We start from the raw sequence: 21,456 nt of genomic DNA, 5'->3' as shown, positions 1-21,456 counted from the left end.
ATCAGCGATGATTGCCTCGCGAGAGCCAGGCCGTGGGCCGGCCGGAAGGCTGGGCTGCGGGCTGGTGTTCCGCGCGCTCCGCGACCGGATTCCACGCCGCCTCGCTCGTGGCGCTGCGCAGGGTGCGGGCAAAGGAGCGCGCATGCTCCAGGTGCTTGGCTCCGTCCGCGTCCGCGGAGATGCGCACCACCAGGTCCTCCCGCACGCTCTGCCCGGACATGCCGTGGTCCACCTCGCAGTTGGGATCACCACAGCCGGCCGGGCCCAGGTCCAGGCGCGAGCCGCCGGACCAAGCGATGCCCACCGTGAGCTCCCGCGGGCCATCGCCCGGGCGGTGTTCATGCGGGCGGGGGTAGATCGCGGACACCACCACAGAGTCCACGCGGGGCAGCGCAACCGTCTCAGCGGACACGTTGGCCACCGCTTCAGAGGAGTCCTCCGGCTGGTGATCATCCACGTGCAGGATCACCAGCGCCTGCGCCGTGAGCACCAGGATGGTGGCGTGGCGGTGCACCTCCGCGTGCTCCACGTGCGTCTCCAGGTGCAGCAGGTGGCGCAGGGGTGCGGCGCCCTCCAGTTCCTCGGAGAGGACATCGGCGATCAGTGCGGGATAGAAGCCAACCCGGTTCAGCTGGGTCAGCAGGTCCGGATCATGAGCGGGCGTGGACGGCGACATGATTCCAGTCTACCGAGGCGCCTACGGGGTGGGGACTTCCCATCGGCCCCACAGCTGCAGCCCGGCGGCGTGGGCCAGCGCGTTGGAGCCGGCGTTATCCAGCTGGCAGCGGTACTGCAATTCGTGGTCTTGCTCCAAGGCATGCCGGGCCATGGCGGTGACGAGCCGGCGCCCGTGCCCCTTTCCGCGCTCCGTGGCGAGCGTCAGCACGCCGATGTCCGCCAGTCGCGAGTCGCGCCAGGGATACGTGCTGGCGGCGGCGACAAGCCGATCGCGGGAGCCGTTCGGGGCGCCACTTGGTGCGATCACCCCGCACACCGCCCAGTCCTCCAGCTCCACCTGCGCATCGTCCAGGTCCTGCTCCGACGCACGCTGGGTGAAGTCCGCAAAGAGTCCGGAGTCAGCGGCCGTCAGGACGCGAACCACGTACCCATCCCCTGCTTCCGCTAGACCCTCGCGCGCCGGGTGGCCGGCCGGAAAGTAGAAGACATTGTCCGCATCATGGAGCAGGATGCCCAGGTCGCTGAGGGCCCGACGCAGCTGCGGCTCACTCAGAACGGAGGCGCCGGTCCCCACGCCGCGGCTTCGCAGCTGCTCTGCGATCTCCGGGCGAACGGCGACGGCGGTGTGGTGATCACCCGCGGTCCGCAGGAGCGTGACCCGCTCCCCGGCGCCCAACCCGGGATTGCTGATCAGGCTGAGTCGCTCGTCTCGGAAGAGCTCGGTGCCTTCAAAAGGCCGGGCCCAGAACCTCGTCACGGTGTCGGAAAAGGTGGGGATGGACATGCGGGTCATGCGCGGCGCCCCCTTTGGGGTGTAAGGTCGAAACGTGGCAGTCCTGCCACAAATGACAGCCTATGACACGTGAGGAGTTTCGACCATGCCTGCAGCAAGATCCTCGTCCCGCGAGATAGCTCGGCAGGCGGTGAGTCAACGCATTCAAGACGTGGCTGCTCGCCTCTTTGATGAGCACGGATTCGCGGAAACCACGGTGGGTTCCATCGCGGCGGAGGCCGGGATTTCCGAGCGCACCTTCTTTCGATACTTCGCGGCCAAGGACGACCTGTTGTTCGCGAGCTTCGCGGCCGATACGCAGTGGGCCATCGACTCTGTCGGCGACCAGGCTCCGGGCAACGACCCCTGGGACACCCTGCAGGCGGTGGTGGAGGCAGCCCTTGAACGGCTCACCGCCGATGCCCAAAGAAGAGCCGAGAGGTTCCAGCACATCGCTGCAGATTCACCGCAGGTGCAGGCCAGCTACCTGGCCCATCAACGGCTCTTCCAACGTAAGTTGGCGGACGCCCTCTGGCTCCGATGGGCCTCCAACGAGGCCGACCATCGCATCATTCTCAACGCCGTGGTAAGCGCGGTCTTTGCGGCCCTCAACGAGGTGGTGGCCTTGTCTGCGGATCGATCCCCCGAGGAGCAACGACACCTCATCCGTGCCACCATGGCGGCCATGCGCCCATCCGCCGCAGTGTGGACTCACTCCCGATGAAGACAGAGTGCACCTCATGAAGAAAGAGGCAGAGATGTTCTCACCCGTGAATCTTGGCAAGGCCAGCCCCGCCAACTATGAGGGACTCGTGGCCTTGGACGCCACGGCGCATGCGGGCGCGGTAGAAGCCGGCCTTGATCCCTTGCTGATTGAGCTCGTGAAGATCCGCGCCTCGCAGATCAATGGATGCGCCTTTTGCCTGCGCCTGCACTCGCGCGATGCGCTCGCCAAGGGCGAGTCCCCCGACCGGCTGGCGGTGCTGCCGGCCTGGTGGGAATCGCAATACTTCAACGAGCAGGAGCAGGCCGCACTCGCACTGGCGGAGGGGCTTACCACCATCTCCGCCGGGCGCAACGACGCGCACGGCACTGTGGACGCGGACGCCACGCTCACGCCCGCACAGATCGCCGCCGTTTCCTGGCTGGTCATCGTCATCAACGCCTGGAACCGCGTGGCGATCGCCAGCCACTACCCGGTGGCTCCACCGTCCCGACCGCAAGGCATCTGAGGAACCCCATCATGAACCACTCCATCCGTCCGGCCACCACGGAAGACCTTGACGACGCGGCAGGGTTGCTTGCCGCAGCCTTCCACGACTACCCATGGACGCGCTGGTCCATCCCGGCGGAGGGCTACTCTGAGCGCCTCGAGGAGCTACAGCGCCTGTACCTGGCTCACGCCCTGGATCACGGCCTGGTGCTGGTGGAGTCCCAGCTCCGCGCGGTCGCAGCCTTTCTTCCGCCGAACGCACCTGCTCCCACCGAAGCGATCCAGGAACGGGTCGGGGAACTTCTCGGTGAGCGGCTTGCCCTCCTCGCGCAGCTCTCGCTCCCCGCAGCGGCGGACGGAGCCTGGACGCTGGAAACGGTAGGCGTGGACCCCGCCGACCAGGGTGCCGGGCTGGGCACCGCCGTCATCGCGGCGGGGCTGGAGTTGATCGACGAACGCAGCTCCGGCACCGCGGGCGTCGCATTACAGACGTCCGCCACAAGCAATGAGCGCCTCTATCAGCGCCTGGGCTTCACCACCGCCGCCGCCACCGCCAACCCCAGCGGCCCTGTGGTCTATTCCATGGCCCGCGCCGCCGCGCGGGCGGGGCACTCCTAGTTCCTGTTGTGACCCAACGTCTTGGACAACAGCACACTCTTCCAATAGCTCTCTCGATCGAGTACATGCTGATCATCCGTCCGCATCGACCAAAACTCCAGCAGTGCGAACCGCATGGTCCGGCGATACACATCCTCACCCACTGCGGCGAGATGAGCCTTCAACGCGACATTGTCGCCATGAAGGGTGAGGGCGTAGTGGGACCAGCGTTGCCAGAGGCCAGTGTCGCCGTAGGCTGAACCGACGTACGGCTCGCCCGTCACTTCGTCGTGGATGACGTAGACGCCCTTCATGTGTTCCAGCGCGATCCGCCAGTCTGGCCTGCCTTGCCTCACCATCGCTTGGATGTCAGCTAGCGAGTGATCGATGCGGTCGTGCCCGGGGAATTGGTCGCCGTAGAAGGGCTCCTCGGCAATCTTCGACACCGTCATGGCGCCAAGACACGCCTCCATATTCCGGCGGCGGTTACGACCTGACAGCGCCAACCGAACATAAAGCCTCTTGATGAACGCACCCATGAGGTCCTCTCGCAGGACAATGTCGTAAGAGTGCTGCCGCGGTTCCGCACGGCGCCTCACAACCTCCCAAATACCACCAAAGAGCCAGAGGGTCGGGTCACGCCGGTCCTGCGCCAATGAGAAAATGAACTGTCGGTTGAAGTCGTCGTTGACATTGCGCCACGAGTTCCACCGTTGCCACCCATCGGGGTCCTGACCGAGGACGTCGATCGGATACACCTCACCGTTGAAGACCGCGCAGTGAAGTTTGCACCGGACCGGATCGAGACCTGGAGGCAGCAACGTAGCGAGCGGGATCGGATCCATGACCTCAGAGGAATGTTTGCCGGCAACACCGGTGACTGCGAGTGACCTTCGGCCTCGTTCACCGCTGCGGCAGCGTCATGGCACGGCGAGCGCTGTCGGTGCGCTGGGCAGGGTTGCCTACGCGGATGTCCGCGTAGAGCACGTACACGCCCTGGGCGGCGACCAGCACGGGATTGAACTCCAGGAACGCGACCGAGGGCTGCTCGTCCTTGAGCTGACCCACGCGGGCCAGCAGTTCCTCCAACGCGGCGGCGTCCAGGGCGGGAAGGCCCTGGTGCCCAAAGAGCTTGCGCGAGGTCCGGGGCTCCCGCACCATGTCATGCAGCACGCCGCTGGTGAGCGGCGGGGTGGCATGGGCCCAGTCATCCAGCAACGTGACGGCGTCCCCGGCCAGCCCAAAAGACACCAAGGGCCCCATCAGTGGGTCCTCGATGGCGCGCACCACGCAGCCCTGCCCGGCGGGCGCCATGGCCTGAACCTCCAGCGTCACCTCGCCGTAGGGGCGCAGCAGCTCCTTCATGGCGCGCACGTCGCGGCGCAGCGAGTCCTCATCGGTGATGTTCAGGCGCACCCCGCCTAGGTCAAGGCGGTGGCGCAGGTTCTCATCCTGCGCCTTCAGCGCCACGGGATAGCCCAGCTCCGCGGCCGCCGTGGCGGCCTCGTCCTCGGTGGTGAAGGGCGCCGAGCGCTGCACCTTGATGCCGTAGCAGCCCAGCAGCCGCTCCGACTCCTCGTCACTCAGGGAACGCAACTGCGCGCCGCTTAGCCCTTGGGTGTATTCGGTGAGCAGCCCGTGGGCACCATCGCGGTCCACACCCTCAAACTCTGGCACCTCGCCAGGGTCCCGCCCCAGCCACTGCTGGTAGGTGACCGCATGGCGCAGCGCGTTGAGGGCGGCGGCCATATTGGGGTAACAGGGCAGGGTGCCAAAGAGCCCCGCGACGGGCGCATCCTCCTCGGTAAAGCCAGCAAAGCAGGCGACCATCGGCTTGGACGTGCCCGCGGCGTCCAGCGCCGAGGCCAGGGCACGCGGGTCAGCGCCAACAGCGGGTAGCAACGCGACCACGACCGCGTCCACATCGGGGCGCGCGGCCAGCAGGGCCAGCTGCTCGCGCAGCGCCCGCACGGCTACGGACTGCCCGGAGCTCAGATTCAGTTCATCCACCGTGACGGTGACGCTCAATTTGCGCGACGCCGCGTGGTCGGCTGCCACCGCGGCGAGCGCCCCGGAGTTGGTCAGGATCGCGACGCGTGGCCCGCCTGGCAGGGGTTGCGCGGCGAGCAGCTGCGCCACGTCCATGAGTTCCTCTTGGGTGCCCACTCGCACCACGCCGCTCTGGCGCAACATGGCGTCCACGGCCCCCAACGGGGCCTGGGTGGTGCGGGCCTCGTGGCCGGGCGGGACGCGCAAGCCCATGACGTCAGACTTGGCCACGATGACCGGCTTGCTGCGGGAGAGCCTGCGCGCAATGCGGGAGAACTTGCGGGGATTGCCGAAGCTCTCCAGGTACATGCCCACCACCGTGGTGGCCTCGTCGTCCTCGAAGTACTGCATCAGGTCGTTGCCAGAGACGTCCGCACGGTTGCCAGCGTTCACCGACGCGGAGAGGCCAAGCGAGCGGCGTCGGGCAACCGCGTGGAGCATGGAACCCAGCGCCGCGGACTGACTGAAGAGTCCCACCCTGCCCGCCCTGGGCAGCGCGGCTGCCATGGAGGCGTTCAGCGCCACCTCCGGATCCGTGTTGAGCGCGCCGAGCGAGGCGGGGCCAATCACGCGCATGCCATTGGCGCGCGCCACGCGCACCAACTCGCGCTGCGTGGCCAGGGAATCGGCGTCCTTGAAGCCCGCCGTCACCACCACCAGGCCCTTGACCCCGGCCCTGGCGCACTCCTGCGCCACCGTGATCAGCTGATCCTGCGGCACGGCCACCACGGCCAGGTCCACCGGGTGCTTGATCTCCGCGATGCTGCCGTAGGCGGGGCCACCGCCCAGCTCAAGGGCGTTGGGATTCACCGCGTAGATGGGCCCGGCAAAACCGGCGTCCGTGACGTGATCTAGCAGCTCGTGCCCAATGGTCCCCCAGGTGCGGGAGGCACCGATGACCGCCACGGAACGCGGGCGCAGCAACTCCGCCAGCGAGCGGGCCTCCGCGCGGTGCTCGCGTGACTCCATCACGGCGACGGAGCGTTCCGTGGGGTCAATGTTGAACTCCACCATCACCACGCCGTCCTCAAACCGGCGCGAGACGTCATAACCGGCTTCGGAGAAGACCGTGAGCATCTGGCGGTTCTCTGGCAGCACCTCGGCGCTGAAGCGCTCGATTCCCACCTCGCGGCCGGCGGCCGTCAGGTGCTCCAGGAGAATGGAGCCCAAGCCCTTGCCCTGGTAGGAGTCCCGCACGTTAAAGGCGACCTCAGCCTCCACCGGGTTGGAGAGGCGATCAAAGCGGCCAATCGCGATGATGTCTTCCCCGCGCATGATCACCAACGCCACCCTGTCCTGGTGATCCACCTGCGTGAAGCGCTTGAGCTCAGAGGGCGTCAGCTCAGACTTATAGGTGAAGTAGCGCAGGTAGATGGAGCGCTCCGACTGCGCGGTGTGCATGCGCTGCGTCGCGTCCGCATCAGTGGGGCGGATGGGCCGCACGTGCGCGGTGGACCCATCGCGGAGCACAACATCTGCTTCCCACTGGGTCGGATATGCGCCGGGCTGTCGGGGTGAAGCCATACTCTAAAGAGTATCCGTAGCGCTTTCTTGCGCCAGGGATGACCCACGCAACATCTGCCAGCAACTTCCCCGGCGATTCCGCCGAGCTGCATCGACACGAGGACAGGTTACTTACCCATCATGGCGCGCCGGACGCAGACTGATCCCGCAGAGGACTTCGAGGAGAACATCGTCGAGATCGACGTATCCACGGAGATGGAGACGTCCTTCCTGGAGTACGCGTACTCCGTGATCTACTCGCGCGCCCTCCCGGATGCCAGGGACGGGCTCAAGCCCGTGCAGCGGCGCATCCTCTACATGATGCGCCAGATGGGCCTGTACCCCTCCAAGGGGCACGTGAAGTCCGCGCGCGTGACTGGCGAGGTCATGGGTAAGTTGCACCCGCACGGCGACGTGGCCATCTACGACGCCATGGTGCGCATGGCCCAGCCCTTCTCCCTGCGCCTGCCGCTGATCGACGGTCACGGCAACTTTGGCTCGCTCGACGACGGCCCTGCGGCGCCTCGCTACACCGAGGCCCGCATGGCGGCGGCCGCCATGAACCTGACGGATGACCTCGACGAGAACGTGGTGGACTTTGTCCCCAACTATGACAACCAACTCACGCAGCCGGAGGTGCTCCCGGCGGCGTTTCCGAACCTGCTGGTCAACGGCACCACGGGCATCGCGGTGGGCATGGCCACCAACATGGCCCCTCACAATCTGCGCGAGGTCGTCGCCGCCGCCCGCCACCTCCTGGTGAACCCTGAGGCCACGCTGGAAGAGATCATGGCCTTTGTTCCCGGCCCGGATCTGCCCAGCGGCGGCATTATCGTGGGGATGGACGGCATCCGGGACGCCTACCGCACCGGCCGCGGCATCTTCCGCACCCGTGCCAAGGTCACGCTGGAGCAGCTCAACGCCCGCAAGCACGCCCTGGTGGTCACCGAGCTCCCCTACACGGTGGGGCCGGAAAAGGTGATTGAGAAGATCAAGGACGCCGCAGACGCCAAGAAGCTGCAGGGCGTCTCCGACGTGGTTGACCTGACGGATCGCCACCACGGCCTGCGCCTGGTCATTGAGCTCAAGAACGGCTTTAACCCCAACGCCGTGCTCCAGGCGCTGTTCAAGTTCACGCCCATGGAAGACTCCTTTGGCATCAACAACGTGGCTCTGGTGGACGGGGAGCCGCGGACCCTTGGCCTGGTGGAGTTGCTGCGCGTCTACGTGGAGCACCGCCTCTCCGTGGTGCGCCGCCGCACCGCGTTCCGCCTCGCCAAGAAGCAGGACCGCCTGCACCTGGTGGAGGGCCTGCTGATCGCGATCGTGGACATCGACGAGGTCATCCAGATCATCCGCACCTCTGATGACACGGCCTCCGCGCGCTCTCGGCTGCAGACCGTCTTTGACCTCTCCGTGCCCCAGGCGGATCACATCCTAGAGCTGCGCCTGCGCCAGCTCACCAAGTTCTCCGCGCTGGAGCTGGAGGCGGAGCGGGCAGAGTTGCTCCAGGCCATCGCCGAGTTGGAAGAGATCCTGGGATCCGACCCGCGCCTGCGGGAGCTGGTCTCCGAGGAGCTGCAGGCCATCTCAGAGGAGCACGGCACCGATCGGCGCACCGTCCTGCTGGAGCAGGACAAGGGCGCCCCGCTCAAGGGCACCGTCATGCCAGAGGCGGAGGGCAAGTCCAAGAAGGCGCCGCTGGCCATGGAGGTCAAGGACGCCCCCTGCCTGGTGGTCCTCACCGCCACAGGACGCCTGGCCCGCACCCCGGACACCACCGAGGTGCTTGGGGAGCGCCGCGGCCGCCACGATGCGCTGCTCTCCGTCGTGAAGACCACCGCGCGCGGCCACATCGGCATCATCACCAGCGCCGGCCGCATGCTGCGCACCTCCGTGGTGGACATTCCCGTGGTCCCGCCTGGAAGCAACGGCATTCCCTTGGGGGACGCGGTCAAGGTCGGCGAGTTCGTGCAACTGGCCCGGCGCGAGTCCGTGGTGGCCGTGGTGCCGCTTAACGCTGTTGTTGCGCTGGGAACGGCCAGCGGCGTGGTCAAGCGCCTGAGCCCCGAATACCCCCAGACCAGCGATGAGTGGGAGGCCATCAGCCTCAAGCCCAAGGACACCGTGGTGGGCGCCGCCGTGACCACCGACTCTGACGAGTTGGTCTTCGTGACCCGCGGTGCCCAGCTGCTGCACTACTCGGCCTCTGCGGTGCGCCCACAGGGCCGCACGGCCGGTGGCATGGCCGGCGTGAAGCTGGCGGCCGGGGATCAGGCCATCTTCTTTGGTGTGGTCTCCGCTGAGGACCCGGAGGCGGTGGTGGTGACCATCTCCGACGGTGCCGAGCCGCTGCCCGGCGCCGAGGGCGGCTCCGTCAAGGTCACTCCCCTGTCCGAATACCCGGGCAAGGGTCGCGCCACTGGCGGCGTGCGCGCCCACCGCTTCCTGAAGGGCGAGGATCACCTGAGCCTGGCCTGGGTGGGCCACGGCCCCGGCCGCGCCTCCACGCTGGGCGGCGTGGCGCGGGCCCTGCCCACCGAGCACGGCCGCCGCGACGGCTCCGGCATCCCGCTGACGCAGTCCGTGGAGGTGATCGGCCCGGTCTCCGCGACGGCCCTTGGTACAGCGCCCGACGCCGCCGGCTCGGCTACCGCGGCCGCCTCAGGCGCCGTTGCGCGCACCGCTACGACCAAACGGGCCCCTGCGGGGGCTGCTGGCTCCGGGTCCGTTGCCTCAGCTGCCTCTGCGGAGCTCCCGCCCGTGACGCCGGTGCGTTCGCGCCCGGCCCCTGTGCAGGACTCGGATCCGTTCAGCGACGGCGGCGCGGTGGAAGTGGAAGACGGCTCGCACACGGACATCCAGGACTCGCTCTTTGATGACTAATGCGATGGCTTGGGCCTCCCGGTGAGCAAGGCGCCATTTCCGGGCCGGAGCCCGGCCAACCGGCCCACGCCGGGCGGGGCCGTCCCTGCCGCGCCGTTCATCTGGGGCATCGCGGCGTGGATGGTGCCCATCACCGTGTTTGCCGTGGTGGGCACCCTGAGCACGCGCGAGCTTGGCGAGCAGGTGGCCAGGCTCGTGGCGTTCCTCTGCGCCTTCCCGGCCGGTGTGGCAGTGGTGCTTGGCCTCTTCGCCAAGGGCAGGCCCCTGTGGTGCGCGCTGGGATTCCTACTGGGCGCCGCCTACTTGGTGCTTGGCCTCATCACACTGCTGATTGGATAGCCGCGGGCCCGCAGCCCATCCCAGGCCACCACTTCCCTTGTGGCCGTTGCACAAGCGGGCGAAACATCGCCAAGCTGAACAAAGCCGTGGACCAACCCAGGGAAGTGCAGAGGCGTCACGCCAAGTGCAGCGGCCAGCCTGTGGCCCTCAGCCTCCAGCGGGTCAAGCCCCGCAGTGGCCACCAAGACGCGCGGCGGGTGTTCCCCGCCGCAGAGCGCGCCAAGCAGTTCGGCACAGCTGTCAGTCAGCGAGACCGCTTCTGCGCCGGCCCAGAGCCGTAGGCAGTGGCTCATCGCTGCGGCGGATAAACCCCAGCCTTCGGCACAATCTGACTCACGCGCCATCCGCCCCGTCAGGTCCACATTGGGGCAGATGAGCCAGAGCGCGGAGGGCACCAGCTCCGGAGCCGCCTGGTGCAGACGCAGCGCTGCCAGCAGCGCGAGGGTGGCCCCTGCACTATCGCCGCCCAGGGCCACATCCAACGAGATGCCGTCGGCAGCCGCTTCCCGATGCAGCGCGCGCATCACTGCCGCGACATCCTCCACAGCCGCAGGCGCGGGAAACTCGGGTGCCAGCCGGTAATTCACCGCCACCACCATGCGGCCCGTGCTGATCGCCAGCTCCCTGCACAGGCGATCGTGGCTCTGGAGGGATCCCGCCACAAAGGCTCCGCCGTGGGCAAACACCAGCACATGAGTCCGTTGGAGCTGCCCGGCAGAATACTCGCGGCAGGCGACGTTTCCCAGAACTGTGTTCTTGACCCAGGGCAGCCCAGGTCCGGGGGGCCTGGGCCTTGGCCCGCGTAGCTCGAGAGGATCCGGGATGCGAGAGCCCAACGCCGCCTGCTCCAAGCGGGACCTCAGGACCCACTGCCCCAATTCTTCGTCCGCGCATCCGATGTGCCGGGCTGCCAACCCCACCGCGGAGCCAGCCCGGCATTCGGGGTGTGCTGGAGGGATGTGGCTGGCAGTCATCGCACCAGCCTAGGGGCCCTAGTGCCGCCCCGGCAGCACCGTGAGCCGATCCGCCGTGGCTGCCACAGCGGCGTCGTGCGTCACCAGCACCAACGCCGTGGGCCCCGCCCCGCGCGTCACATCCCGCACCAGCTCATGCCCCTCATCCTGGCCCAGGTGCGCCGTGGGCTCATCCAGCACCACCACACCGGCTCCGGACAGGAGCGTCCTGGCCACCGCCAGCCGCTGCCGTTGGCCGCCGGAGAGGCGCTCGCCACCGGCACCGGTGAGCGTGTCCAGCCCCCGCGGCAAGTCTGCGTACCAGCGGCCAAGACCCACGCGATGCAGCGCCGTTTCCATCTCTTGCTCGCTTGGTGCGTGCTCGCGATCCCGGGCCAGGGCCAGATTTCCGCGCAGTGTGCTGTCAAAGACGTAGCCGTCCTGGGGGCACCACGCCACGCCGGCCTGCGCGGCGGGAAGCCAGCGCTCCGCAGCTTCAGCGCCGCCCTTCGCCTCCCGCAACTCCACGGATCCTTGCCGAGCCGGCAGGAAGCCAAGAATGGTCGCGATCAGCGTGGACTTGCCGCTGCCGCTAGGACCGGTCACCGCCCATACTCGGCCGGGGACCGCCTCGCCGCTGACGTCGCTGAAGATGGGTTTCTCCCCGTAGCCCGCGCTCAGGCCGCTCACACGCACCCCATCCACGCGGCCGGGCTGCGTACTGGGCCGCGTACCGGGCTCCGCGCCGACCTCGGCAGGCGAAGCAGACGCGGCGGGCAGCCGGGCCCGCCGGGCGTCGTCGGACACCCAGGGCCCCACCCGCGCCAGCATGGTGCCAAGCACCGGCACATTGCGCAGCGCATCACCGAGCTGACCCAGCGGCTCGTCCATGGCCAGGAGCAGCAGCACGGCCAGCGCCAGCAGGCGCGGGTCAGTGGCGGCGGCACCGGCCAGGATCGCGGCGACGGCCCCGACCCCGCTCAGGAGTGAGGCTGCGGCCCGACCTGCGCCGGCCCCCAGCGCGTCCCTGCGCAGATCCGCGGTGCCCCGCGCGTCGTCACGGGCAAAGTCCCGACTCACGGCGTCTGAGAGGTTGTTGGCGCTCAGGTCCGGGGCCGCCGCAAGGACCCGCCCGGTGCGCTCGGCCACGTCCGCCCGATGATCCGCCAGGTGGCGGGCCGCCCTGCGCTCCACGGCCAGGACCAGCAGCGGGACCGCCACGACGCCAAGGGCCAGCACCATCACCGCGACCGGCAGCGCCGCAGGTGCCACCAAAGCAATGGTGACAGCGCTCGCGATGGCTGCCAGGATGGCCGCGGGGATGGGCACCAGGACGCGTGGAAGGGCGTCCCTGAGCTCGTCCACCTCGGCGATGAGGGTCGCCAGGGCGCCGCCGGGCCGCGTGAGCCGGTTCCAGCCGCGGGCGTCGGATCCCAGCGAATCCCAGAGCCGCACGCGCAAGCCGGCCGCCCAGCGCAGCACCACATCATGCGTGGCCAGGCGCTCGCGATAGCGCAGCACAGCGCGGGCCAGGCCGCACGCCCTCACACCCACGATCGCGACCATCAGGTGCAGCATGGGCGGCTGCTGCGAGGCCTGCACAATGAGCCACCCGGAGAGCCCGGACAGCGCGGCGGCGGCCAGGACGGACAGCGCCCCCAGCCCCACGGCGGCCCACAGTCTCCAGGAGCGCAACGGCAGCAGGCGCCAGGCACCGCGCGCGGTGCCTGGGGTCGCCAGCGGTTCTGCGGCAGCGGCGCTCTCTTGCCCGACGGCGCGTGCTTGCGCGGGCGCCCCGCTTGGGAGGGCGGGTGGGTAGACGGCGGGAGACCCAGCGCTGATCGTGCTCACCACGGGTGACGAGGTCAGTTCCCACTCCACGCGCAGCCGTGCGAGTGCCGCTAACTCCACGTCATGCGTGGCCAGCACCACCGTGACCCCCTGGGCGGCGCAGTTGGCGATGAGCGCGCGCACGCGACCCGCGGAGTCCGGATCAAGGTGGGCTGTGGGTTCATCCAGCAGGAGCAGACTCCCGTGTCCGTCCCGGAGCAGGGCATGGGCCCGGGCCACCCCGCGGGCCACCCCCACGCGTCGTCGTTCGCCGGGGCTCAGGCGCTCCAACGGCGTGTCCCAGAGCGGCTCCGGTAGGAGCGCCTCCAGCTCCCGCGTGCGGTCCTCGCCCGCATACAGGGCCACCTCGGCGCGGGCCGTGGCGGCCGCGAAACGCGGGGCCTGCGCCACCATGGCGCGGCGCCGGGGGTCCACGCCGTTGACGCGGCCACGCAGCTGGACCGGTTCTGTCGCGGCGGCGGAGTCGGTCGCGGGATCTGCGGCGCTGTTGTCAGTGGCGCGCAGGGTGCCAGCCAGGACGTCTAGCACGGTGGACTTGCCGCATCCACTGGGGCCAAGCAGTGCCGTGATCATTCCTGGCGCCGCGGCAAAGCTCACCGGCCCCACGCTCTCGCGGCCGGCCCGCTCCACCACCAGGTCACTGATCACCGGGCCGGTGGCGTCCGTGTCACCGGAATCCCCCGCGTGCAGGCCGTGCTCCGGCTGGATGGGCGCGTCCAGCTCGTCTCGCACCCGGCGCAGGGCCGCCACGCCATCCTCTGAGGCGTGGTGGGCCGATCCCAGGTCTCGCAACGGGGTGAAAGCATCCGGCGCCAGCAGGAGCGCGAGCAACCCGGCCTCCAGCGTCATGGACCCGTGGACCAGGCGCACACCGATGAACACAGCCACGACGGCCACGGACAGCGTGGCGATGAGTTCAAGGGCAAAGGCGGAGAGGAAGGCGGTGCGCAGCGTACCCATCGTGGCCACGCGGTGGCGCTCAGACACCTGGGCCAACGCGCGGCGCTGCTGATCGGCGCGCCGCAGGCCCACCAACACCGGCAGCCCCCTCGCCAACTCCGTGAGGTGGCGCCCTAGCCGGTCTAGCCCGGCCTGGGCCTGACCCACTCGCTCTGCGGTGTGCAGGCCAATGAGGATCATGAACACCGGGACCAAGGGGATGGTCAGGACCAAGATGAGCGCGGAAACCCAGTCGGCAAAGAGGATGCGTGCGCCGACCGCCAGGGGAATCACGGCGCAGGAGACAAGCGCAGGGAGATAGTCACGAAAGTACGGATCCAGCCCGTCTAGCCCGCGTGAGGCCAGCGCGGAGACCTCCGCCTCCCGCCGGGTGGAGCCGGATTCCACGCGGTGCCGCACCAGTTGCGAGCGTAGCTCCTCCTTCACACCAAGGGCGGCCCGCTGCGCCACCACACGCGTGGCCCAGGTGGCGCCGGCGCGCACCACGGCGCCGGTGATTCCCCAGAGCAACAGCGCGCCAACGTCTACGGCGGAGCCGGCCGCGGCCTGCGCTAGCGCCGCCGCGATCGCGGACATCAGGGCGATGAGCCCCGCTGCCTTCGCCGCGGCCAAGGCGCCGAGCCCCAGCAGCCAGCCACGCGTCGTCGTGCCCTCAGGAATTTCCGGTTTCATGACGCTCCTCTTTTCCGCTCTGATTTCCGGCTCAGACCACGGGGGTCACGGCGTGAACAGCCGGGATGTGGCTACCGCTGATGCGCTTGCGGAAGACCCAGTAGCTCCACGCTTGGTAGGCGAGCACCAGCGGCACGCCGATGGCCGCGATGACGCTCATAAGGCCAAGCGTGTAGTCGGAGGAGGAGGCGTTGGAGACCGTGAGGTTCCAGGCGGGGTTGAGCGTGCTCGGCAGCACGTTGGGGTAGGCGGCGCCGAAGATTGCGCTCACGCCCGCCAGCAAGAAGACGCCCAGCGCCAGGAACGCCCAGCCCTCGCGCTTGGCCATCGCGGCGAACCAGGAGGCCACGGCGGCAAGCACCGCGATCCCGAGGGCAATCCAGGGCCAGACGGCGTGACCGCGCAGGACCACGATCAGGGCCCAGGCAGCGAGCGGAAGGATCGCAACCGGCAGTGCGCGCCGCATCCACGCCCCGGCGCGGTGGCGGATCTCGCCGTCCGTCTTGAGCCCCACAAAGGCCAGGGCCTGCACCAGAGCAAAGAACACCACTCCGAGGCCGCCCAGCACGGCATAGCCGTTGAGCCACACAAACGGGCCACCCACGCGATCACCGTTGGCGTTCAGCGGCAGGCCAATCGTGGAGAGCGCGAGCATGGCACCCACGCCAAAGGCCGCGCCGAAGGAGCCAAGGGCCATAGCCCAATCCCAGGCGCCGCGGGTCCTGTCGCTGCGGGCCTTGCCCCGGTATTCGATGGCGACGGCGCGGAAGATCAGGGCGACCAGCACCACCACCAGCGGCACGTAGAGGGCGGAGAAGAGGGAGGCATACCAGAACGGGAATGCGGCGAAGGTGGCCCCTCCCGCGGTGAGCAGCCAGACCTCGTTGCCATCCCACACCGGGCCAATGGTGTTGAGCAGCACGCGCTTGTCGTTCTCATTCTTGGCAAAAAGCTTGATCATCATGCCGACGCCAAGGTCAAAACCCTCAAGGAAGAGGTATCCGGCCCAGAGGAATGCGATGAGGATGAACCACAAGGTGGGAAGGAATTCCATCGTTGTTGCCTTTCAATCTCTGGGGCGGATCAGTAGGCGAAAGCGAGCACGTCGTCGCGCCCGGAATCCTTGCCGCCCTTGTCGCCCTTGCCATCGGAGTCGTGGCCGTCGTCGCCGTCGTCACCGTCGTGCGGATCCAGCTCAGGCATGGCACCGGGAACCCCTGCCCGGATGTAGCGCACCAAGTAGCGCACTTCAATCACGGCAAGCACCGCGTACACGGAGGTCAGGGTGACCAGGGAGAAGATCATCTCCCCCGCGGTGACGCCTGGACTGACGGCCGCGGCTGTATACATGAACACCCCGTCCACGCCGCTGGGGTCCGGGTTGGGTGCCACCACAAAGGGCTGGCGGCCCATTTCCGTGAAGATCCAGCCGGCCACGTTGGCGCCAAAGGGTGCCAGGATGCTGAGCACGGCCAGGCGGGAGAGCCACTTGCTGTTGGGCACCGTGCCCTTGCGGGTGACCCAGAGGCCAACCGCCGCGGCCAGGGCACCCAGGCCACCGAAGGTGATCATGAGCCGGAAGCCCCAGTAGGTCACGCCCATGACGGGCTGGTAGTCAATCTCCTGCCCAGCCCGGTCGCCGTAGATCTCCTTGTCCGGCAGGTGGGTGCCGTACTGCTCCTGATACTGCGGGATCAGGGTGTTCACGCCAGCCACCGGGGTGGTGAAGTTATCGTGCGCAAGGAAGGAGAGCAGGCCGGGCAGCTCAAGGACGGTCGTGACGTTCTCGCAGGTGACCTTGTCCCCGCCCAGGTTGCCGAAGGAGAAGACGCTGAACGCGGTCCCGTCGTGACAGGCCGCCTCCGCGGATGCCATCTTCAGCGGCTGCTGCTGGATCATCAGCTGCGCCTGAGCGTGGCCGGAGAAGGCCACACCAAGGAACGCCACCAGGGCCAGCCAGCCGCCAAAGCGCAGCGACTTCCACCAGACCAGGTAGTCCGTCTTATCCCGGCCAGCCCCGCGCCCGGCCTGGGCGCCCGGCACCACGCGCTTGGCGGCGTTCACGGTGTCGATGCCATCGCGGCGGCGCCGGTAGAGGTGGAACCAGGCAATCCCAAACAGGAATCCGCCGGCCACGGCTAGGGCGCCAAAGATGGTGTGAACAAAGGTGATCATGGCGGTGTTGTTGGTAAAGACCGCCCAGGCGTCCGTCATGACGGGCCGCCCCTGGATCATCTCCACACCGACTGGGTGCTGCATCCAGGAGTTGGCGACCAGGATGAAGTAGGCGGAGACGATGGAGGCCAGCGTGGCCATCCAGATGGTGGCAAGGTGGGCCAGCTTGGGCAGCCTGTCCCACCCGAAGATCCAGAGGCCAAGGAAGGTGGACTCCACAAAGAACGCCAGCAGGGCCTCCATGGCCAGCGGTGCCCCGAAGACATCTCCCACAAAGCGGGAGTACTCACTCCAGGCCATGCCGAACTGGAACTCCTGGACAATGCCGGTGGCCACGCCCATCACGAAGTTGATCAGGAAGAGCTTGCCCCAGAACTTGGTGAGCCTGAGGTAGGCCGGATTCTTGGTCTTGAGCCAGCAACTCTGCAGCGTCGCGACGACCAGGCCAAGCCCAATCGTGAGGGGCACCATGAGGAAGTGGTACACGGTGGTAATGCCAAACTGCCAGCGGGCAATCTCGAGTGGGTCCATGATCATCGTCCTTTGTGCCAGTGATGCGCTGGGGCCGTTCCTCGTGCGTGAAGCCCGACCCTCAAGACACTTCTACGATACGTAGAAATGGCGACTTCTACAATTCGTAGAAGTGTGCCGTTCTACACCATGTAGAAACTCCGGCCTTCTGCGCCTACACTGGTATGCATGAGGCCCATGGGTGGGCCTCCACCACAACTTTTGTGGAGAGCGCGGCACCCGCGCAGCAAGGCGCCGGCGGCGCCGTTTGGAAAGGACTGAGACGGGGATGGCAGCACTGGGTGAGCTGGAGCGGTCCGTGATGGATCTGCTTTGGGACCACAGCGAGGCGCTGACGGCCAACGCCGTCCGTGATTTCCTTGCCGATGATGACAGCAAGGAACTCGCCGTCACCACCGTCCTCACCGTCCTGGCCCGGCTGGAGAAGAAGGGCCTGGTGGACCGCGAGCGCCACACCCGCCCGCACCTCTACCGCCCCACGGCCACCCGCGCGGAACACACCGCCTCCCTCATGGAGGACGCCCTCGGCACCGCCGCTGATCGCGAGGCCGTGCTGGTGCGCTTTGCCGGAGCCATCTCCGCCGGCGATGCGGACGCGCTGCGCCGCGTCCTGGCCGCCCGCGCCACCGACGAGGACGCGTCCGGGTTCACCGCCCGCGCCTAGTCCGGCCCGCGCGTGCTCCTCGCCTCTTACCTACTGGCCGCCCTGGCGGTCCTGCTTGCCTGGCCGGTTCCGGTCATGCTGGCCCGTGCCGCCTGGCCCGCGCGCTCCCCCGCCGCCGCCATGGTGCTCTGGCAGGGCATCGCCCTGGCCGGTGGGCTGTCCATGATTGGCGCGTTCCTGTGTTGGGGCCTGGCGCCGTTGGAGTCCGGGCTACTGCCGGCCATAGTCACGCTGGCCCACGCGATCATCAACGGCCAGGACCTGCCCCACGTGGACCTGATCCACGTCTTTGCGCTCTCCCTGGCGGCCATGCTCTTTGGCCACCTGACGCTGACACTGATCCGCAGCGCCTGGCGCCTTGGCCGCATGCGCCAACGCCACCGCGAGATGCTGCGTTTCCTGTCCACCTCCGGCACGCCCAAGCCTGGCGCGGCCACGCCCGGCACCGTGGTCATTGAGCACGCCACTCCCCTGGCCTACTGCCTCCCGGGCGCCGGCAGCCTCACCGTGCTCTCCTCCGGGCTGCTCGAGTCGCTGACGGAGCGCGAGTTGCGCGCGGTCCTTGCCCACGAGTCCGCGCACCTGGATCAGCGCCACGACCTCTTGCTGCTGGCCTTTACCTCGTGGCACGACGCGCTGCCATGGTTGCCCACCACGCGCATGGCCCTGCAGGCGGTGGGTGAGTTGATCGAGGAACTGGCCGACGACGCGGCCTTGCGTACCGCCGAACGCTCAGACCTGCTCGGGGCCCTCGCGGTGGTCGCTACCGCCGGGCAGGCGGCCTCCCTGACGGGGGAACCCGGTCGTGGCGCTGGCGGGAGCAACGCGGCGGCCGCGAGCGGCCCCACCCCCGCGTCCCCTCGCGGGCACGGCAGCCCCAGCGAATCCCTGACATCCGGGCGGTTGCACCGCCTACTCAACCCGCCTGCACCGCTCTCCACCGGCGCGGCGCGGCTGACCATGAGCGTCGGTGCCCTGCTCGTGGTGATCCCCACCGTGTGCCTCGTGGCCACCAGCTGGGGCATCTAAGACGCAGACTCCCCCAGGTGCCTGCGCAGCCACGGGGTGATCACCGCCCCTTCCGTCCCGGCATCCCCGCGCAGGAACTGCGAGACGCTCCCCTGGGCCACGATCCGGCCACCCTCCGCTCCGCCGCCCGGGCCCACGTCCACCAACCAGTCCGCGTTGGCGATCAGGTCAAGATCGTGCTCAATCACCACCACCGTTCCGCCGGCATCTACCAGCCGTCGCATCAGTTCCACGAGCACGCGTACATCCTGCGGGTGCAGGCCAATGGTTGGTTCGTCGAACACGAACAACCCACCCGCCTGGGCGCGCCCAAGCTCCGCCGCGAGGCGCAGGCGCTGGGCCTCCCCGCCGGAAAGGGCGGGGGTGGGCTCGCCGAGCGTCAGGTATCCCAGCCCCACGTCCTGCAGGGAGCGCAGCACCTTCAGACCAGCGCCGGATCCTCCCCACCGCTCGGCGGCCTGGTCCACGCTTTGACTCAGGTACGCGGCAATGTCCAGCCCGTCCACGGTGGCCGTGAGCGCCTCTGGCGCGTACCTGCCTCCGTGACAGGACGAGCACACCATGGTCAGGTCCGGCAGATACTGCAGGTCAAGGGAGAGCTGGCCAAGCCCTTCGCAGGTGGGGCAGCGCCCGCCTGACTTGGAGTTGTAGGAGTAGTAAGAGGCGGTGTGCCCCGCCGAGCGGGCGCTGTCCGTGCGGGCAAAGCGCTGGCGGATCGTGTCAAAGATCCCGCTGTACGTGGCCGGCGTTGACCTGGCATTGGCTCCGATCGGCGTGGAATCTGCCACCACCATGCGCCGCAGGCCCGTGATGTCCAGGGAGTCCACCCACTCCGGAGTGGCCCCCTCGCCAAGCTGCGCGCGCACCGCCGGCACCAGCGAATCAACGATGAGGGCTGACTTTCCGGCGCCGGAGACGCCGGTGATGACGCTGAGGGCGCGCTGCGGCAGCCGCAGCTCAACGTCCTGCAGGGACAGGTACCTCCCTACCCGCAGCTGAAGCCACTCCTGCCCCGGGTCCTTGGCCGGGCGGACTCTGGGATCCGCGGCGCCGCTGAGGTAGGGGCCAGTCACGGAGCGTGAGTCCGCGGCCAGTTCCTGCGGCGTGCCCTGAGCGGTGATGGTGCCGCCGTGTTGGCCCGCCCCGGGGCCCAGTTCCACCAGCCAGTCTGCCCCGCGTAGCACGTCCACGTCGTGATCCACGACCACCAACGAGTTCCCGGTCTCCACGATGCGGTTCATGACCGTCACCAGGCCCGCCACGGCCGCTGGGTGCAGTCCCACCGTGGGCTCATCTAGCACGTACAGCATGCCCGTGGTGCGGCGCATGGCGGTGGCCGCGAGCTCCATGCGTTGGCGCTCCCCCGTGGACAGCGTCTCTCCGCGGCGACCCGCTTGAAGGTAGCCGAGCCCCAGCTCCAATAACGGCTCGACGGCGCGTAGCAGCTCTGCTGCCAGCAGTAGTGCTGGGCGCTGGCGCACCGCCGGAGCGTCGTCCGGGGCCTGCGAGTCAACGCCATCGCGCAGCTTGCGCGTCAGCTCCGGAAACGCTGACAGCGACAGGGCAAGCAGCTGGGGCAACGAATGCCCCAGGAGCGTCGATGAGCGGGCCACGGGGCCCAGGCCCGAGCCCTCGCAGTCAGGGCAGCGGCTGAAGCGCAGGAAGCGATCGGCGCCGTGGCGCTCCCCGCTGGAGCGGACGGAACCGCCAAGGCTCAGGACCGACTGCGTGGCGGACTCGTACACCGCGTCCATCTCAAAGGCGCGGCCGTTCTTGCTGGTGATGACCACGTGCTGCTTGGTCACGGGCCCGTCAAGGACCAGGTGCTGCTGTTGCGGGCTCAGGTCCCGAAAGGGCACGTCCGTGGGGACCCCCAGCTCCCGCACCACGGAGGGCATGTGCATGCGGCCGGTGAGTCGCCACGGTGCCACGGCACCCTCGTCAATACTCAGGCTCGGATCCGTGATGAGGGTGGCCGGATCCACTTCGGAGACCACTCCCAGGCCCTCGCAACGCGGGCAGGCGCCCACGGAGGCGGAGGAAAAGCTCTCCGCGGAGGGCAGGTGAAAACTCAGCCCGTCCTCGGGGCACCTCAGCGACTCTGCCACCCACGCCTGTGGGGTCGCGGCCACGCCGTGCCCGTTAGGGCACAGGTGGGTCCCCAGCCGGCTCATGCTCAGCCGCAGCGCTGCCCCCACCTCAGACAATGTGGCGACGGTGGAGCGCGGTCCCGGAGCGGACGGGCGCTGGCGCAGGGCCAGGGCGGCGGGCACAAACTCCACGGAGTCCACGTCCGGGGCGGCCGCCTGCGAAATGCGGCGGCGCTGATAGCTGGAGAGCCCGTCTAGGTAGCGCCGAGAGCCCTCCGCGTAGAGCACCCCCAAGGCCAGGGAGGACTTGCCGGATCCGCTCACTCCCGTCATGGCGACGTAGGAGTTCAGGGGCAGATCAACGTCGACGGAGCGCAGGTTGTTGACCCGCGCTCCACGCACCTCGATCTGGGTGGGGAGCACTCGTGCTGGCATGGGCTCAACGCTACGCGAGCGTAACTTAGCGTCCAAGAGTCAGGCCCCTGCCGGCCCGC

At 68.5% G+C, this 21,456-nt stretch carries 16 protein-coding genes; 7 read left to right on the top strand and 9 right to left on the bottom strand.

Annotation, left to right across the window (positions count from 1 at the left end; all coding sequences use genetic code 11):
* Position 1: 1 nt before the first annotated feature.
* Both DWQ67_RS02450 and DWQ67_RS02445 read right to left on the bottom strand, forming a co-directional pair.
* Positions 2-676 carry a DUF5998 family protein gene (locus tag DWQ67_RS02450; RefSeq protein WP_121483975.1) on the bottom strand — a complete coding sequence of 225 codons (675 nt, stop codon included), beginning with the start codon at positions 674-676 and terminating at the stop codon, positions 2-4.
* A gap of 21 nt (positions 677-697) precedes the next feature.
* Positions 698-1,471, bottom strand: a complete 774-nt coding sequence (locus tag DWQ67_RS02445; protein WP_121483974.1) for a GNAT family N-acetyltransferase — start codon at positions 1,469-1,471, stop codon at positions 698-700.
* A gap of 130 nt (positions 1,472-1,601) precedes the next feature.
* Between DWQ67_RS02445 and DWQ67_RS02440 the strand changes: the two genes are divergently transcribed.
* From DWQ67_RS02440 to DWQ67_RS02430, 3 genes are read left to right on the top strand one after another with little or no spacing between them, the layout of a single operon-like run.
* Complete coding sequence (locus DWQ67_RS02440) at positions 1,602-2,174, top strand: TetR/AcrR family transcriptional regulator (protein ID WP_158595334.1); 573 nt, start codon at positions 1,602-1,604, stop codon at positions 2,172-2,174.
* 16 nt (positions 2,175-2,190) lie between these two features.
* Positions 2,191-2,682 (top strand): carboxymuconolactone decarboxylase family protein, encoded by a 492-nt coding sequence (locus DWQ67_RS02435; RefSeq protein WP_233555869.1) that lies wholly within the window; start codon positions 2,191-2,193, stop codon positions 2,680-2,682.
* 11 nt (positions 2,683-2,693) lie between these two features.
* Positions 2,694-3,281 carry a GNAT family N-acetyltransferase gene (locus DWQ67_RS02430; protein WP_121483972.1) on the top strand — a complete coding sequence of 196 codons (588 nt, stop codon included), beginning with the start codon at positions 2,694-2,696 and terminating at the stop codon, positions 3,279-3,281.
* Here DWQ67_RS02430 and DWQ67_RS02425 read toward each other — a convergent pair.
* Positions 3,278-4,105 (bottom strand): GIY-YIG nuclease family protein, encoded by an 828-nt coding sequence (locus tag DWQ67_RS02425; protein ID WP_121483971.1) that lies wholly within the window; start codon positions 4,103-4,105, stop codon positions 3,278-3,280. The genes DWQ67_RS02430 and DWQ67_RS02425 overlap by 4 nt on opposite strands.
* Positions 4,106-4,163: 58 nt before the next feature.
* The gene (locus DWQ67_RS02420; RefSeq protein ID WP_121483970.1) at positions 4,164-6,833 is read right to left on the bottom strand and encodes a bifunctional acetate--CoA ligase family protein/GNAT family N-acetyltransferase; all 2,670 of its coding nucleotides are present in this window, start codon (positions 6,831-6,833) and stop codon (positions 4,164-4,166) included.
* A gap of 120 nt (positions 6,834-6,953) precedes the next feature.
* Here DWQ67_RS02420 and DWQ67_RS02415 point away from each other — a divergent pair, with 120 nt between their 5' ends.
* Positions 6,954-9,698 (top strand): DNA gyrase/topoisomerase IV subunit A, encoded by a 2,745-nt coding sequence (locus DWQ67_RS02415; protein WP_121483969.1) that lies wholly within the window; start codon positions 6,954-6,956, stop codon positions 9,696-9,698.
* 21 nt (positions 9,699-9,719) lie between these two features.
* Positions 9,720-10,037: a hypothetical protein gene (locus DWQ67_RS02410; protein ID WP_121483968.1), complete on the top strand. Its 318-nt coding sequence runs from the start codon at positions 9,720-9,722 to the stop codon at positions 10,035-10,037.
* Here DWQ67_RS02410 and DWQ67_RS02405 read toward each other — a convergent pair.
* From DWQ67_RS02405 to DWQ67_RS02390, 4 genes are all read right to left on the bottom strand, one after another.
* Positions 9,998-10,729: an alpha/beta hydrolase fold domain-containing protein gene (locus DWQ67_RS02405; RefSeq protein WP_158595333.1), complete on the bottom strand. Its 732-nt coding sequence runs from the start codon at positions 10,727-10,729 to the stop codon at positions 9,998-10,000. The genes DWQ67_RS02410 and DWQ67_RS02405 overlap by 40 nt on opposite strands.
* 300 nt (positions 10,730-11,029) lie before the next feature.
* Entirely contained in the window at positions 11,030-14,473 is a 3,444-nt protein-coding gene (cydC, locus tag DWQ67_RS02400) for a thiol reductant ABC exporter subunit CydC (protein ID WP_121483966.1), read from the bottom strand.
* Positions 14,474-14,504: 31 nt separating this feature from the next.
* A complete protein-coding gene (gene cydB, locus DWQ67_RS02395) occupies positions 14,505-15,527 on the bottom strand; it encodes a cytochrome d ubiquinol oxidase subunit II (protein ID WP_121483965.1) in 1,023 nt (340 codons plus the stop codon).
* Between the two features lie 29 nt (positions 15,528-15,556).
* On the bottom strand, positions 15,557-17,179 hold the full coding sequence (locus tag DWQ67_RS02390; RefSeq protein WP_121484241.1) for a cytochrome ubiquinol oxidase subunit I: 1,623 nt from the start codon (positions 17,177-17,179) through the stop codon (positions 15,557-15,559).
* Between the two features lie 268 nt (positions 17,180-17,447).
* Here DWQ67_RS02390 and DWQ67_RS02385 point away from each other — a divergent pair, with 268 nt between their 5' ends.
* Both DWQ67_RS02385 and DWQ67_RS02380 read left to right on the top strand, forming a co-directional pair.
* Positions 17,448-17,843, top strand: a complete 396-nt coding sequence (locus DWQ67_RS02385; RefSeq protein WP_121483964.1) for a BlaI/MecI/CopY family transcriptional regulator — start codon at positions 17,448-17,450, stop codon at positions 17,841-17,843.
* 12 nt (positions 17,844-17,855) lie between these two features.
* The gene (locus tag DWQ67_RS02380; protein ID WP_121483963.1) at positions 17,856-18,872 is read left to right on the top strand and encodes a M56 family metallopeptidase; all 1,017 of its coding nucleotides are present in this window, start codon (positions 17,856-17,858) and stop codon (positions 18,870-18,872) included.
* Here the strand turns inward: DWQ67_RS02380 and DWQ67_RS02375 are convergent.
* The gene (locus DWQ67_RS02375; RefSeq protein WP_121483962.1) at positions 18,869-21,397 is read right to left on the bottom strand and encodes an excinuclease ABC subunit UvrA; all 2,529 of its coding nucleotides are present in this window, start codon (positions 21,395-21,397) and stop codon (positions 18,869-18,871) included. The two genes, DWQ67_RS02380 and DWQ67_RS02375, sit on opposite strands and share 4 nt — an antisense overlap.
* Between the last annotated feature and the right edge of the window lie 59 nt (positions 21,398-21,456).

The organism is Galactobacter caseinivorans, assembly GCF_003640665.1.
In the GTDB taxonomy this organism is placed as follows: domain Bacteria; phylum Actinomycetota; class Actinomycetes; order Actinomycetales; family Micrococcaceae; genus Galactobacter; species Galactobacter caseinivorans.
The sequence above is the reverse complement of the archived record's forward strand: the minus strand, read 5'-3'. Positions and strand labels throughout refer to the sequence as shown.